This window comes from Desmonostoc vinosum (assembly GCF_059505385.1).
This window is the reverse complement of record NZ_JCACKM010000165.1, coordinates 1-14,704: the sequence shown is the minus strand read 5'-3', so window position 1 is coordinate 14,704 and position 14,704 is coordinate 1. Positions and strand designations below refer to the sequence as shown.

The following is a 14,704-nucleotide window of genomic DNA, read 5'->3' as shown; positions in this document are numbered from 1 at the left end:
TGGGGACTGGGGATTGGGGACTGGGGACTGGGGATTGGGGACTGGGGATTGGGGATTGGGGACTGGGGACTGGGGACTGGGGACACGGAGAAAATTTCTCCCTCATCCCCTGGTTGGTGAGTTTCGGCTACGTAGTAATCGAGCGAAGCCGAGATTCAACTACTGCGGAGTCGAACCACATCTCCCTCGTCTTCTCTTAAGGCTCTACCCAACGCCCATCTGCTTTAATGAGGTTAATTAATTCCTCTACGCCTTTGTCTTCTGTGACTTTTTTAATTTCTTCTCTGCCACGATATAAGGAAATGTAACCAGGAGTTTTACCTACATAGCCATAGTCAGCGTCGGCCATTTCTCCAGGCCCATTGACAATGCAACCCATGACGGCAATATCTAACCCTGTGAGGTGCTTGGTTGCTTCCCGAACTTTATGTAATACTTCCTCTAAATTAAATAGAGTGCGTCCGCAGGAAGGGCAGGCTACGTACTCTACCATTGTTTTCCGCAATCCCAAAGCTTGGAGAATGCTGTAACAAACTGGAATTTCTTTTTCTGGTGGTTCTGTGAGTGACACTCGAATTGTGTCGCCAATGCCATCAGCGAGTAATGTGGCAATACCTGCTGTTGATTTGATGCGTCCATATTCACCATCACCTGCTTCTGTCACGCCTAAGTGCAGAGGATAGTCCATACCCAACTCATCCATGCGCTTAGCTATGAGGCGATAAGCGGCTACCATCACCGGAACCCGTGAGGCTTTCATGGATATCACTATATTACGGAAATCTAAAGATTCACAGATGCGAATAAATTCGATGGCAGATTCTACCATTCCTTCTGGGGTGTCGCCATAGGTAAATAGCATCCTTTCGGCAAGAGAACCATGGTTTACACCGATTCGCATTGCTTTATCTTGATCTCGTAGAGATATCACCAGAGGTTCTAAAGTTTCCCGGATTTTTTCGCCAATGTCGTCAAATTCGGCTTTGGTGTATTCAATTCTATGAGAGTTCGGCTTTTCAAATACATATAGTCCTGGATTTATCCGTACTTTTTCTATGTGTTTGGATACTTCCAAGGCAATTTTCATCCCATTATGATGCACGTCAGCAACAATGGGTACATCTCGGTAAGTTTTGATTAATTTTTGTTTAATTTCTGCCAATGCTTTCGCGTGAGCCATGCTTGGTACTGTGACGCGGACAATTTCACAACCAATTTCATGTAACCGACGAATAGCCGCTACAGAACCATCGATATCAAGAGTGTCTTCGTTAATCATCGACTGCACAACAACGGGATAGCCACCGCCAATGGTGACATCTCCTATTTTGACGGGACGAGTTTTACGCCGCTTGATTGTTGTGTCAAATATAGGTTGGCTGGATGTGGTATTTGGATTTGTAGGATTCGGCAGAGTTTGCATAACCTGTAATGGCAAAACTTTTGTAACTAAAATATCTGATTGATAAACTATCTGTCTCCCAGATTGCCACAGGTGGTGCGTTTTTAAACAATTTAAAGGCTTTTTTAACTGAGGAGCGATCGCCCCCTCAGTATTGAGTAATAAATATTACTTTTTAAGATATCTCTAGAGGCGATCGCTCACATATCCGCTAAATTAGACTTATCAGCAAATTGTTTAACCTCATGCTGGAAAAAACATCCACATTCCAAAAAGCTATAGAGGCAGTAGAAGAACTCGATCCAGAAGCTCAGGCTATGCTTGTGGATATTATTCAAAAGCGCCTCAAACAACAAAGATGAGATGAGTTATTAACCCTTTTATGTCACTCTCGGAAAGTAATAATCAAAGCAAGATTCTGAAACTTTCATCCAATCTAGCTTTGAGCCTTTATTTTCTAACAGTAACTAAAATTTATAACCAAAAGCTTAAAACTAAAGCTCCAAAAGGCTTTCAGCGATAGGCTTCTCCCAAACTGACAAAACAGGGTTAAAGACAGTTGCAGAAGCTCGTGCAGCTTATGCTAGAGGAGAAGTACGTAGTGGAACCGTTGCTGATTTAATGGCAAAGTTGGATGATTGATGCAACTATGGGCTTGTTCCATCGACTACAACAACCGTCTTTTATTTGAGTTTGTTCCTCATCCCGATTCTGGAGAACTGGTGATTTCCTTGTTAACCTTGGGTTCTCATAATGATGTTTACTAAGGTAAGCCCTCCACTAAAAAAATTTGGGTTTTGAAGTTATCGATGATATTACAGAATAAAAGTAACTGTAATTATGAACACCCAATCTCTAACTCAACTCCCTATCCCCTCACATTTTAACCCCGAAAAAGTCGGTAAAGTGTGGCGAGTACCTTACCAGCAACGTGCAACTGAAGCCGAAGCATGGACAAGACAACACAAAATTCCGCCAGCATCTTTAGACAAAACTCGTATTTGCCTACTTTTAATTGATGTCCAAAATACCTTTTGCATTCCCGAATTTGAATTATTTGTGGGTGGCAAATCAGGAACAGGAGCAGTAGATGATAATCAGCGACTGTGTGAATTTATTTATCGAAATCTAGGAGTAATTACAACAATTGTTCCTACGCTAGATAGCCATACAGCAATGCAAATATTCCATCCCATTTTTTGGGTAAATGCTGTAGGTGAACATCCCAGCCCAGCTGCTACTAGTATTACACCATCAGATATTGAACAAGGTATCTGGAAAGTCAACCCCGCAGTTGCTAATAGTATTACTAACGGAGACTACGAACTATTAGAAAAACATGCCTACCATTATGTCAAACAACTCAGTCAAGACGGTAAATATCCCCTGACGGTTTGGCCTTATCACTCGATGTTAGGCGGTATCGGACATGCTTTAGTTTCAGCAGTAGAAGAAGCGATATTTTTTCATTGCATTGCTCGCCAGAGTCAAACGCAATTTGAAATCAAAGGTGATCATCCTTTAACTGAAAATTACTCTGTTTTACGTCCAGAAGTTTTAGAAAGTTTTGATCAAAGTGCTTTAGGAAAAAAGAATACTCGCTTGATTAAACAACTTTTAGAATGGGATGTTGTAATTATTGCGGGGCAAGCTAAAAGCCATTGTGTTGCCTGGACAATTGAAGATTTATTAATAGAAATTAAACAGGTAGATGCTACCCTTGCTAAAAAAATCTATCTACTAGAGGATTGCACTTCTCCTGTTGTCGTTTCGGATGTTGTGGACTATACAGAACAGGCGGATGCTGCGTTTAATAGGTTTGCGGAGGCAGGAATGCACATCGTTAGATCTACTGAGTCTCTAGCATCTTTTTTGTAACGCAGAGAAATTCTCTATTTTTCTTTGTGTTTCTAAATAAATCTTCATTTTTTTAGGTATCTTTTGGGATCTTCCGCTACCCAACCCAGAGATGAGCTAGAACGCATTTCAAAATGGAGATGGGGTTGTCTGGAAGTCGGTTGTCCACTTGTGCCTACAGTTCCGATTACGTCTCCTTGTTTAACTTGCTGGCCGACAGTAACTTTGATACTGTCAAGTTGGGCATAACGACTTTGGAGTCCGCCACTGTGATTAATCACCACCAATTTGCCGTAAGAGCCTTGTTCTTTAGCGAAGGCTACGATTCCCGGCGCTAATGCTTCTACAGAAGTTCCCACTGGGGCTAATAAATCAACACCGCTATGGAAGAAAACTTCACCTGTCGCCGGATTAATTTGCCAACCATAGGGTAATCCCACAGTTGTGACTGTTGGTAAAGGATATCCAGCTAAAGAGACACGGCTATTCGACCTAACATTATCAAGCACAGCAGATTGAGTTGTGGGGCGATTAGACGACAAATTTACCCCTGGAACAAACACGACTCTGGGGTCTTTTTGGCAACCATTCACCTCAAATAGTGCGTCAGCACGAACTCTATACTTTGCCGCTACTTGTCGCCAAGTTTGACCGCGAGGGACTTCGACAACAATACCGTTGTAAGGAGGAATTTGAAGTACACTGCCAACAGCAACCGTACCATTCTGTAAAGTCGGATTCATCCCAATGATGGTTGCGGGAATAAGATTGTATCGTTGAGCTATGCTTTCTAAAGTTTCGCCACGCACAACCTTGTGGCGCTGGAAGCGAGATAGAGCGGAAGTTGGGCAACTCCCAACAACAGCATTAGCGCTGTGTGAGTTTGGGAGTGTGGATAATACTAGTCCCAAGTTGCTGACTAAGCTACAAAGAAAAAGTTGACGATAGGGAAATTTCATGTATGTACGTCAAGAGCGCTTTAACTTTAAATTTTAGATTGGGGAATTGGGAATGGGGAATTGGGAATTGATTATTCTCCGTGTCCCCAGTCCCTAAAGTGTGATCCCCAACACTCTGCCTAAAATCCTGCTGTTGATATGTAAATTAATCTGTCCACTTGCCGTTTGCTTGACTACACTTAGAAGTTAGCAACTGCATTGCTGTCCTTAAAGCATCAATGATTATGAAGTTATCCTTAAAGCAACTGGCCGTTTATCTGTCTTTACTAGCGATTGGCGGTGGTGCAGGTTTGTTTGGCAGTCGCTATTTTTTGCCACAAAAACGCTCGTTTCAAGAGCTAAAGAATATGACTATGGCTTTACCCCCAGAGTCTGTAGTTCCTAATTCCGTTGGCGGCACGATTGGAACTACTGGGGGTGATAATGTAAATTTTATTGCTACGGCTGTACAAAAAGTTGGGCCAGCGGTGGTACGTATTAATGCTACCCGCAAAGTACCAAATCCCATCTCTGATGCTTTGAAAAATCCTGTTTTGCGGCGATTTTTTGGGGAGGATGAGCAACCATTTCCTCAAGAAAGAATTGAACGCGGTACAGGTTCGGGATTTATTTTGAGTGCAAACGGAGAATTAATTACTAACGCTCATGTTGTAGCGGATACAGATACAGTACAAGTTACTCTTAAAGATGGTCGGACTCTAGAAGGGAAAGTAGTGGGTGTTGATTCTGTCACAGATGTGGCAGTAGTCAAAATCAATGGGGATAATTTGCCAACTGTCAAGCTGGGTAATTCGCAAAATTTGATACCAGGACAATGGGCGATCGCTATTGGCAATCCTTTAGGTTTAGATAATACTGTTACCATTGGCATCATTAGCGCTACAGATCGCACTAGCGCCCAAGTTGGTGTCCCAGATAAGCGAGTTAGCTTTATCCAAACCGATGCCGCAATTAACCCCGGTAACTCTGGTGGCCCCTTATTGAATGCCCAAGGTGAAGTGATTGGAGTCAATACTGCTATCCGCGCCGATGCTCAAGGACTCGGTTTTGCAATCCCCATTGAAACTGCTGCTCGTATTGCTAAAGAATTATTTACAAAAGGACGTGTGCAACATCCTTTCTTGGGGATTGAAATGGCAGATTTGTCTCCAACCAAAAAACAGCAGATTAATCAAGAAAACCAACTCAACATTCAGCAAGATGTTGGAATTGTAATTAAAGGAGTGCTGGACAATTCACCAGCTAAGCGAGGTGGACTACTGCCTGGTGACGTAATTCAAAAAATTAACGGCAAACCAGTCAAAACTTCAGCCCAAGTACAAAAACTGGTAGAGTCAAGCAGCGTCGGAGAAATTCTCACTATTGAAGTCAACCGCAACGGCAAAGTTCAAACTTTAAAAGTGGAATCAGGAGCCTATCCTCAAAAGTAGTTAATAGTCATTAGTCCTCTTTGAGACGACAGGGAAAACCCTGCTTTTAAGTAGGAATTGAACAAGAACGCTGTTTTTACAAAAACAGGGAGTAGGGAGTAGGGAGTGGGGAGTGGGGAGTAGGGATACAAAAACATTAAAAACTGTCTTTTGTGGGTCATTGCCCACTGTTAGGAAAAGATTTGTGCCGAGATTGCTTGCAACGAGGCACAATGCGTCCTGACTTCAATCCCACGCCTTAACCCTGTTTTGTCAGTTTGGGAGAAGCCTATCGCTGAAAGCCTTTTGGAGCTTTAGTTTTAAGCTTTTGGTTATAAATTTTAGTTACTGTTAGAAAATAAAGGCTCAAAGCTAGATTGGATGAAAGTTTCAGAATCTTGCTTTGATTATTACTTTCCGAGAGTGACATAAAAGGGTTAAGGCGTGGGTTCCCTACTCCCTACTTCCACATCGCCACTCCCTCTAAATTGCGCTTGGCTTACTTGAAAAACGTCCTGATTAAAACTGTAGCTCCAACCCAGAACTAAAGTATTTGTAGAACAGGGAACGTGAACGTTCCCTTTTTGGTAAATACAAATGACTAATGACAAAGCGAAAAATTTAAGCACCGACTTCCGGCGCTCAAAATTTTTCAACACAGGACTATCATCATGAGTGATTGTGCAGTTTACACGTGTTTTAGCTTGTTAACTATTGACTATTAGACAAATGATCTAACTGCATTCTTTGTTCCATCTGGCGCAGAAAGTACCCCGTCATCATAGCCGATGCTAAAAGTCCAGCTAGGTTCTCCCGGTCTGTAGTAATTTGCACATTGAAATTTTCGGCAGGTAACATTCCCACAAGCCCTTGGACATTCTGCGAAATGATTTGTTTAATTTCAGGGCTAACGGACTGGGCTACACGGGCTAAAACATCAGGAGACTGATGCTGTAGATATTTGAGTAACTGATTGGGATATTCTTCGGAATGGTCGGAAAGAAGTTGATTGGGGTGTTCCTCAGAGTTGTCGTTCAAAAAGTCAGGATTAAACACCATTGGCAGTTTTATTTAGCTTAGTTGCTAATTCTACTCTAAACCATAGAACAACGGTAGCGCATTCCCCACAGATATAAGTCGAAAAGAGGAATGGGGAGTAGGGAGTTCTTTATTCTCCCCCTGCCTCCCCTGCTCCCCCTGCCACCCCCACATTTAACTCAAGTTCCAGTTGTTCTTCCTTCTGGTTGGTGGGGAATGCTTTGGGGAGTTGTTCAATTTGGAAATATTGATGAAATTTTGGAGTTACTTGCAGCGAGTAGGAGCGAGAATCACTATCTCGGCGTTTCTTGACAAAGCCAAGCTCTACAAGTTCTTGAACGTGCTGATATGCTCCTGAACCGCGCACGTTAATTAAGTCGCTTTGAAGTATGGGACTATTGAGGGCGATCGCTGCTAGAGTCCGCAATGCTCCTACGCCTAATTCTACAGGAATTAGCGTTTGCACTAAATCATGAAAGTCAGACCGCAGTTGTAAACTATAACCATTTGGGGTTTCTACAACCTCTAGAGCGCTTTCTCGGCGGGCATAATCGTCAATTAGTTCAATCATGCCCTCCTCAATAGTAGTGCGATCGCAGGCGGCATACTCGGCGATTTCGCCGAGCGACAAGGGTTTACCCTTTAAATAGAGAATTGCTTCTATCTTTGTCGCTGTAGGTGTAATCATTTAGTCATTGGTCGATCATTGGTTATTAGTCATTGGTGAGCTAGCGCGGTCTCAAGAAGCGCGAACCCGCAAGGGTCATTAGTTAGTAGTCAAGAGTCAAACAAAACTACTTTAGCTCTGAAATTTTTGACCCTAGACTCGATAAAGCGGTTGACAACTAACAATCAACAAATGTGTGGGATTATAGCGTAATTCTATAAAAACGTCAACTATTTTGCACGTTCAATTCTGATTTTCAAGTCGCTTCGTGCAGTTATGAGTTTGCACTAAATCATCTAAACTACATAATAATGGGCTATTTCAAGCTATGCACCTAGATAACAAATCACACAGCAAGAGCATAAGAATCCTTACCAATTCCCCATTCCCCATGACAACTTCTGTTAACTCTGCTCTTTTAGCCACTTGTGTGCCAGCACTCCGACGAATTTTCGCAGTGTTGACGTTAATGGTGTGCTTGAATTTAGTCATCTCCCTGTCAGCGGTGGCAGCAAACCCACCTAGCGATTTACTCAAGCAACCAGCTACAGAAATTACAATTAGCTTAGGTAATTCAGCCAATGAACTTAAGTTTGAACCAAATCATCTAGAAATGGTGAGTGGTAAGCGCTATTTGTTACGACTGAATAATCCCAGTCAACTCAAGCACTACTTTACCGCCAAAGATTTTGCCGATGGCATCTGGACTCAAAAAGTCGAAGCAGGCAAAGTAGAAATAAAAGGGGCAATTCACGAATTAGAACTCAAGCCAGGTGCTGAAGCAGAATGGGTGTTCGTGCCCCTCAAATCAGGTAAATATGGTTTACGTTGCCCAATATCAGGACACACGCAAGCAGGTATGACAGGAGAGATTATCGTCACTAATTGATTCAGAACTCCTGATTAACCTCTTGATCTGCCTGTGTGCTTTTGATGAGAAAACACATCCCCATACTCGCGATGTGCTATTGTATCTACGGTAGCAGCATATTTAAATTAATCCCTATCAGGGATAAAAATAACTTAAATTATAGATATTACTTCTCAACTAAGCTAGAAAAAGCATTTACATCTAAACAGTAAAGCATCTGTAATTATTAATCTCCCATGAACATTCTTAGTAACTTGCTTTCTCAAACAACTCAGCCTACAACCACAAAAAAACAACGCCGAGGAATTGAAATCAAATCGCCGCGTGAAATTGAAATTATGCGGCAGTCAGCAAAAATTGTTGCAACTGTACTCAAAGAAATTTCTGAGTTGGTCAAGCCCGGAATGACTACCGCCGACTTAGATGCCTATGCAGAAAAGCGTATCCGTGAAATGGGCGCAACACCAAGTTTTAAAGGATATCACGGTTTTACAGGTTCTATCTGCTCCAGCATTAACAATGAAGTCGTGCATGGTATTCCAAGTCCTAAGAAAATGATCCGCATGGGAGACGTATTAAAAGTAGATACAGGTGCTTATTACCAAGGTTTTCATGGCGATTCCTGCATTACGATCGCAGTCGGTGAAGTAACCCCCGATGCTGCTAAACTAATTCGTGTAGCCGAGGAAGCGCTTTATAAAGGTATTGAACAAGTCAAAGCAGGCGTATATTTGCTTGACCTTGCAGGGGCAATTGAAGACCATGTGAAGGCAAATGGCTTTACCATAGTCGAAGAATTTACAGGACACGGAGTTGGTCGTAATCTGCACGAAGAACCGTCAGTGTTCAACTTTCGCACTCGTGAAATGCCAAACGTGAAACTCCGTGCCGGCATGACGCTAGCAATTGAGCCTATTGTCAATCAAGGTTCTAGACATACAAGGACATTATCTGATCGCTGGACAGCAGTCACCGTAGATAATTCACTATCGGCCCAGTTTGAGCATACGGTCTTAGTGACAGACACTGGTTATGAGATATTAACCGATCGCTCCAAGGTTTGATGTTGTGTGAGATTAAGCAAAAACAATATTTTACAAAGATAAACCTATAGAGACGCGCAATTGCGCGTCTCTATATGTATTTGGGGTTTTTAATTAAGTCTATATACTTATTTCGCCTAAATCTGCTTTTTAAAAAAGAGCTATCAACTAGTTTTTTTCAAATAATTAGGTGACAAAAATACAGCTTTTATGTCGTTAAAACTTTCTAAATACTCTTAATCATTTTACTCATATTTGGTTGAATTTAATTTTATTGCCTCTACTGAAATTTGTGGATATAACTGGCTATCAGCTTACAATTTAAGCTGTTAATGATTGAACTTATTTATTTAAATTGAGGTTAATAAATAGTATTTTGAGATTAAATATGTTTGTATTACCTTTGATATATAGCCGAATTGGTAATTATTTTTGCTCCTATATTATAAAAATTAGGTTGAAATAGTTAAATTGTTCTGGGAAAATCGAATGTACCAATCAAGAAATGCTTTGTATTCTTGATTTTTTAACCCAATTTAAACTGAGGAAAAACTAAGTGTCTGTAATTAAAATTTATGATCTCAAGCATAACGTTAGCCAACTAGAAACTCTATCTAATTGGCAAACAAACCAAGTATTTGGTGGTAGTAAAGGCAGTTATGAAGTTGGCCGTTACATAGGGATTGCTTTAGCAATTGCTGCTGAGCTTATTCCTGGTTAATCAAGTCAATCAATAGTTTTGTGTTCATTAGTTACTTGTTTTTTTGAAGTGTTGTTCTTGATAAGGGAGATAATTTCGCCATGAAAGCTAAGATTGTAATTCAAGATATTACTGTAGATTCCTTGCTTGATATTCCTTTCCAAGATATGAGCCGTATTATTGGTGGTTATTCCTGGGCAGAATTTAAGCAAGATGTTAAAGACTTTTTTGACGGTGTTATAGATGGCTTTAACTCTATTAATTAAGCCAGGATAAAATCCATAACTAATTAACATTCTCTTACCATCAGACTATACTTGTAGTTAATGGTGAGAGGATGTTAGCAAATCTTTTTCAAGAACACGCTCTAGGGCTATGTATAATTCTGGCAATATGAGAATATGACTAATCTAATCTGTTAATTATCAAAATTTGACTGTGCAAGGTTTTCTTAATCTCAACAAATCATTTGGTTGGACTTCCCACGACTGTGTGGCACGGGTGCGAAAACTTTTGCGCCTTAAACGTGTAGGCCATGCTGGAACTTTAGATCCTGCGGCTACTGGAGTATTACCGATCGCACTTGGTAAAGCCACAAGACTATTACAATATTTACCAGAGAACAAAGCCTACAAAGCGACAATTCGGCTGGGTGTGCGTACCACAACTGACGATTTACAAGGCGAAATTATTGCTTCTCAACCTTGTGTAGGATTGAATTTGGCAGCAGTGAAAACTGCTTTGTCACAATTTACAGGCAAAATTGAGCAAATTCCCCCAATCTACAGTGCAATTCAAGTGGAAGGAAAACGCCTGTATGACTTGGCGCGTCAAGGTGAAACTGTCGAAGTTCCAGCACGGACGGTGGAAATTTTTCAAATAGAGATTTTAGATTGGCGAGAAGGGGATTTTGCGGAATTAGATGTAGTTATAGCTTGTGGTGCTGGTACATATATTAGAGCGATCGCTCGTGATTTAGGAGCAATCTTGCAAACTGGTGGCACTCTCGCCGCTTTGACACGCACCCAAAGCAGCGGCTTCGACTTAGCAGATAGTTTCACCGTTACCGACTTAGAAGCACAACTACAAACCGAAACATTTCAACCCATCTCCCCTGATACAGCATTACAGCACCTACCACATATCACTTTACCTTCAGTATCTGCTCACAAATGGTGTCAAGGTCAACGAATTTCTCTGAGTTGGGATATTTCAGGGTTTGTACGAGTTTATCAAGAAGAAACTCGTTTTTTAGGTATTGGACAATTACAAGATGAAGTGTTGATTCCCCAAATGGTGTTTGAACCGATTTCGTAATTTTACCAAAACTAAGGGTATAGGAGAAGAAGTTAAAGCAGCCAACTATTTCATTGAAAAAGCAGAATACAAAAATAAAAAAGCGATCGCTCTTTGTTAAGAAAAGTTAAGGGCGATCGCTCTATTCTATGTTTACTAAGCTAACAATAACTCAAATTGCATCTTTGCGTTTTAAGACAAATATGCAACATCAGAGCAGATTAGCCTAAATATCCTGTTCGCTTAAATCACGACTGAGATGATCAAATGGTTCATCCACAAAAGAAGTATCAGCTACACCTGCGGCTGCTACTTGTTCCTTCACCATATCCTTGAGAATTTGGATACCGCGAACTGTGGGCCCAATGGGGACTCCCAAAGAATTGTAAGTTTCCCGTAGACCTTGTAGCACTCGCTCATCCAGTACATTTGTGTTGCCAGCAACCAACGCATAGGTAGCATAGCGCAAGTAGTAGTCCATATCCCGCAAACAAGCCGCATAACGACGGGTTGTGTAGGCATTGCCACCGGGGCGAATCAACTCTGGTAGTTCTTCAAATAACTTAGAACCAGCCTGCCTCACCATTCCAGCCGCATTAGAATTAATTGCTGCTGCTGCTTGTACCCGTGCGGTACCACTTTCAAAATAAGATTTAAGGCTGTCGATCGCATTCCGATCAAAATATCGTCCTGCTACGTCATAATTCTTAATCAAACTTGTTACTGCATCGCGCATTCCTTTTTCTCCCAATCATTGCTATCTATGGTTTGATATTTATTTGGCTGCACTTACGCACCAGTAAAATTTTGTGCCTCTTAAATAAAATAGATCAAGCACAAAAATAATCCATCATTACTTAAGGATTCTATGCCAAAGTTGACCCCTATGAGATGAACTTTCCAGTTTTGTGCAGATGATCAGAGAAAGGTTAATATAACCTTTAATCCAGATATTCTGTAACAAAGTTTACAAAAGTCTCTAATGTCTAGTATTTATGATATTCCAGGTGTGTCATCACAACTGGGTTTACCTCAGCAAGGTTAGGATGCTTTGGCAGATTCTGGTTTACATTAGGAAATTGGCAGAGAAGGAGTAACAATGACAACCCCACAAGAAGTCTTGAAGATGATTCAAGACCAAAAAATTCAGATGATTGATCTGAAATTCATTGATACACCAGGGACATGGCAGCACCTGACTGTGTACTATAACCAGATCGATGAAAGCTCGTTCTCTGATGGCGTACCTTTCGACGGTTCCAGCATTCGGGGTTGGAAAGGCATCGAAGAATCAGATATGACAATGGTACTCGATCCAAACACTGCCTGGATCGATCCATTCATGAAAGAGCCAACACTCAGCATCATTTGTAGCATTAAGGAACCGCGTACAGGTGAATGGTATAGCCGTTGCCCTCGCGTAATTGCCCAGAAAGCCATAGATTATCTAGTTTCTACTGGTGTTGGTGACACAGCCTTTTTTGGCCCAGAAGCTGAATTCTTCATTTTTGACGATGTTCGCTTCGATCAAACCGCCAACTCAGGCTATTATCACGTAGACTCTGTAGAAGGTCGCTGGAATTCTGGTAAAGATGAAGGCCCCAACCTGGGTTACAAACCACGTTTTAAAGAAGGTTATTTCCCGGTTGCACCTACAGATACTTTTCAAGATATCCGTACAGAAATGCTGTTGACGATGGCAGCATGTGGTGTACCAATTGAAAAACAACACCACGAAGTTGCTACCGGCGGTCAGTGTGAACTAGGTTTCCGCTTTGGTAAGCTGATTGAAGCCGCTGACTGGTTGATGACTTACAAATATGTCATCAAAAACGTTGCTAAAAAGTACGGCAAAACTGTTACCTTCATGCCCAAGCCATTATTTGGCGATAACGGTTCTGGGATGCACACTCACCAATCCATTTGGAAAGATGGTAAACCTCTGTTCGCAGGTAATGAGTATGCGAAGTTGAGCAAAACAGCTTTGTATTACATTGGTGGTATTCTCAAGCACGCACCAGCACTGTTAGCAATCACTAACCCCACTACCAACTCTTACAAGCGCTTAGTACCTGGTTATGAAGCACCTGTAAACTTGGCTTACTCCCAGGGTAATCGTTCTGCTTCTGTACGGATTCCGCTATCGGGCGATAACCCCAAAGCGAAGCGATTAGAATTCCGTTGTCCTGATGCTACTTCTAACCCATACTTGGCATTTGCTGCTATGCTTTGCGCTGGTTTAGATGGTATCAAAAACCAAATCGATCCTGGTGAACCCTTAGATAAAAATATCTATGAACTTTCTCCAGAAGAACTAGCTAAAGTTCCGTCAACTCCAGGTTCTCTGGAATTAGCATTGGAAGCACTAGAAAATGATCATGCTTTCTTAATAGAATCTGGCGTGTTCTCAGAAGACTTCATCCAAAATTGGATTGACTACAAGCTAGCAAATGAAGTCAAACAAATGCAGCTACGCCCTCATCCCTACGAATTTTATCTCTACTACGATGTTTAATTCATTGCAATGGGAGGGCGGGTTTACTAGTACTCTGGTTAATTGCGAAGGTTCTTGGCAAACCCGTCCTTACAATCAGGTGAAGTTTTAGACCCTCATGTGAAAACAGAGAACAAGAAACTGTTAAGAGTTCCCTGTTCTCTGTTCCCTTGTTAAATAATTTTGCCACCCTCTAGGGTGGCTTTTTTATTAGCTCATCGTAGCGTTGCTGCGGTCATAGATCATACGAGTTGTAGGGTCTATCTTCCCTTGAATGGGGTTCCAGTAGTGAGATATTTCTTCAGGAAGACCGAGTTCCTGTGCTGCACGCATCAGCATTGATTGTTGACGATTCTTGACTTGCTGATATTGACGAACCATCAATGCACGAGATTTATCTGCAATAGACATAACAATAATCCTCCCTGTTGGTTTTAGTGAATGTATATTGAACGTTTTTCCATATGATTTAATATAGCATAAATTCTGTATCATAAGCTACGAAATGCATTTTTATAACAAAAATTCATAATGATAGATTTTGGCTATGTTTCTGCCAAAAGTCAGTAAAAATCTTTCCCCAGCCAGGCAGCACAGCTATTGATAACCAAAAATCTTGCTTGAGAGTGGTATTGCTTAAAAACAAATATCTGTCTCGGAGTTGATCGTTTATTTGTTACAGTTGTTTACATTTGGAAAGCAAGCAAATAAAAAGAGTATGTGGTTTCAAGGAAACAAGATACTACCTTATGTCATTAGTTACATTCTTGACAAATACTGACAGTAGATGTGATTAATTTGTATTACCTTAACTTTTTTCTCAGTAACACAGTGTTGCTACATTTGTTGCAGAAAATTAACAAGTTCCGTGGGTTTAAGTCCCCCGGTTCTATAACCGGCAAGTAAAACTTATATTACGTTAGCGTTAGCGAAGCGGTAGCGAGGTACGAGCGTCAGCGGTAGCGAGT

The 14,704-nt window shown here is 41.3% G+C and carries 15 protein-coding genes; 9 read left to right on the top strand and 6 right to left on the bottom strand.

What is annotated here, in order from left to right:
- Positions 1 to 196: 196 nt before the first annotated feature.
- The gene (ispG, locus tag AC5JMF_RS22315) at positions 197 to 1,423 is read right to left on the bottom strand and encodes a (E)-4-hydroxy-3-methylbut-2-enyl-diphosphate synthase (protein ID WP_495797901.1); all 1,227 of its coding nucleotides are present in this window, start codon (positions 1,421 to 1,423) and stop codon (positions 197 to 199) included.
- 617 nt (positions 1,424 to 2,040) lie between these two features.
- On the opposite strand from ispG, the gene AC5JMF_RS22310 reads away from it, so the two are divergent.
- Together AC5JMF_RS22310 and AC5JMF_RS22305 are read left to right on the top strand one after the other, a co-directional pair.
- Entirely contained in the window at positions 2,041 to 2,169 is a 129-nt protein-coding gene (locus tag AC5JMF_RS22310) for a hypothetical protein (RefSeq protein ID WP_495797900.1), read from the top strand.
- A gap of 73 nt (positions 2,170 to 2,242) precedes the next feature.
- Positions 2,243 to 3,280 (top strand): cysteine hydrolase family protein, encoded by a 1,038-nt coding sequence (locus AC5JMF_RS22305; RefSeq protein WP_495797899.1) that lies wholly within the window; start codon positions 2,243 to 2,245, stop codon positions 3,278 to 3,280.
- A gap of 44 nt (positions 3,281 to 3,324) precedes the next feature.
- On the opposite strand, the gene AC5JMF_RS22300 is transcribed toward AC5JMF_RS22305, so the two are convergent.
- On the bottom strand, positions 3,325 to 4,218 hold the full coding sequence (locus tag AC5JMF_RS22300; RefSeq protein ID WP_495797898.1) for a LysM peptidoglycan-binding domain-containing M23 family metallopeptidase: 894 nt from the start codon (positions 4,216 to 4,218) through the stop codon (positions 3,325 to 3,327).
- 224 nt (positions 4,219 to 4,442) lie between these two features.
- Between AC5JMF_RS22300 and AC5JMF_RS22295 the strand changes: the two genes are divergently transcribed.
- On the top strand, positions 4,443 to 5,648 hold the full coding sequence (locus AC5JMF_RS22295) for an HhoA/HhoB/HtrA family serine endopeptidase (protein WP_495797897.1): 1,206 nt from the start codon (positions 4,443 to 4,445) through the stop codon (positions 5,646 to 5,648).
- Between the two features lie 690 nt (positions 5,649 to 6,338).
- On the opposite strand, the gene AC5JMF_RS22290 is transcribed toward AC5JMF_RS22295, so the two are convergent.
- Positions 6,339 to 6,686, bottom strand: coding sequence for a DUF760 domain-containing protein (locus AC5JMF_RS22290; protein ID WP_495797896.1), 348 nt, complete (start codon positions 6,684 to 6,686; stop codon positions 6,339 to 6,341).
- Between the two features lie 109 nt (positions 6,687 to 6,795).
- Positions 6,796 to 7,353, bottom strand: coding sequence for an SMC-Scp complex subunit ScpB (gene scpB, locus AC5JMF_RS22285; RefSeq protein ID WP_495797895.1), 558 nt, complete (start codon positions 7,351 to 7,353; stop codon positions 6,796 to 6,798).
- Between the two features lie 448 nt (positions 7,354 to 7,801).
- Here scpB and AC5JMF_RS22280 point away from each other — a divergent pair, with 448 nt between their 5' ends.
- The 5 genes from AC5JMF_RS22280 (at position 7,802) to truB (ending at position 11,263) form a co-directional block, all read left to right on the top strand.
- Positions 7,802 to 8,221, top strand: a complete 420-nt coding sequence (locus AC5JMF_RS22280) for a cupredoxin domain-containing protein (protein WP_495797902.1) — start codon at positions 7,802 to 7,804, stop codon at positions 8,219 to 8,221.
- A 218-nt stretch (positions 8,222 to 8,439) separates the two neighbouring features.
- Positions 8,440 to 9,267: a type I methionyl aminopeptidase gene (map, locus tag AC5JMF_RS22275; RefSeq protein WP_495797894.1), complete on the top strand. Its 828-nt coding sequence runs from the start codon at positions 8,440 to 8,442 to the stop codon at positions 9,265 to 9,267.
- Between the two features lie 535 nt (positions 9,268 to 9,802).
- The gene (locus tag AC5JMF_RS22270; protein WP_495797893.1) at positions 9,803 to 9,967 is read left to right on the top strand and encodes a hypothetical protein; all 165 of its coding nucleotides are present in this window, start codon (positions 9,803 to 9,805) and stop codon (positions 9,965 to 9,967) included.
- An 80-nt stretch (positions 9,968 to 10,047) separates the two neighbouring features.
- Positions 10,048 to 10,212, top strand: coding sequence for a hypothetical protein (locus AC5JMF_RS22265; RefSeq protein WP_495797892.1), 165 nt, complete (start codon positions 10,048 to 10,050; stop codon positions 10,210 to 10,212).
- 172 nt (positions 10,213 to 10,384) lie between these two features.
- Positions 10,385 to 11,263, top strand: coding sequence for a tRNA pseudouridine(55) synthase TruB (truB, locus tag AC5JMF_RS22260; RefSeq protein WP_495797891.1), 879 nt, complete (start codon positions 10,385 to 10,387; stop codon positions 11,261 to 11,263).
- A gap of 205 nt (positions 11,264 to 11,468) precedes the next feature.
- Here truB and apcB read toward each other — a convergent pair whose 3' ends face one another.
- Positions 11,469 to 11,978 (bottom strand): allophycocyanin subunit beta, encoded by a 510-nt coding sequence (gene apcB / locus AC5JMF_RS22255; protein ID WP_495797890.1) that lies wholly within the window; start codon positions 11,976 to 11,978, stop codon positions 11,469 to 11,471.
- A 363-nt stretch (positions 11,979 to 12,341) separates the two neighbouring features.
- Between apcB and glnA the strand changes: the two genes are divergently transcribed.
- A complete protein-coding gene (gene glnA / locus AC5JMF_RS22250; RefSeq protein ID WP_495797889.1) occupies positions 12,342 to 13,757 on the top strand; it encodes a type I glutamate--ammonia ligase in 1,416 nt (471 codons plus the stop codon).
- A 189-nt stretch (positions 13,758 to 13,946) separates the two neighbouring features.
- On the opposite strand, the gene gifA is transcribed toward glnA, so the two are convergent.
- Positions 13,947 to 14,147, bottom strand: coding sequence for a glutamine synthetase inactivation factor IF7A (gene gifA / locus AC5JMF_RS22245; protein ID WP_495797888.1), 201 nt, complete (start codon positions 14,145 to 14,147; stop codon positions 13,947 to 13,949).
- Positions 14,148 to 14,704: the final 557 nt, after the last annotated feature.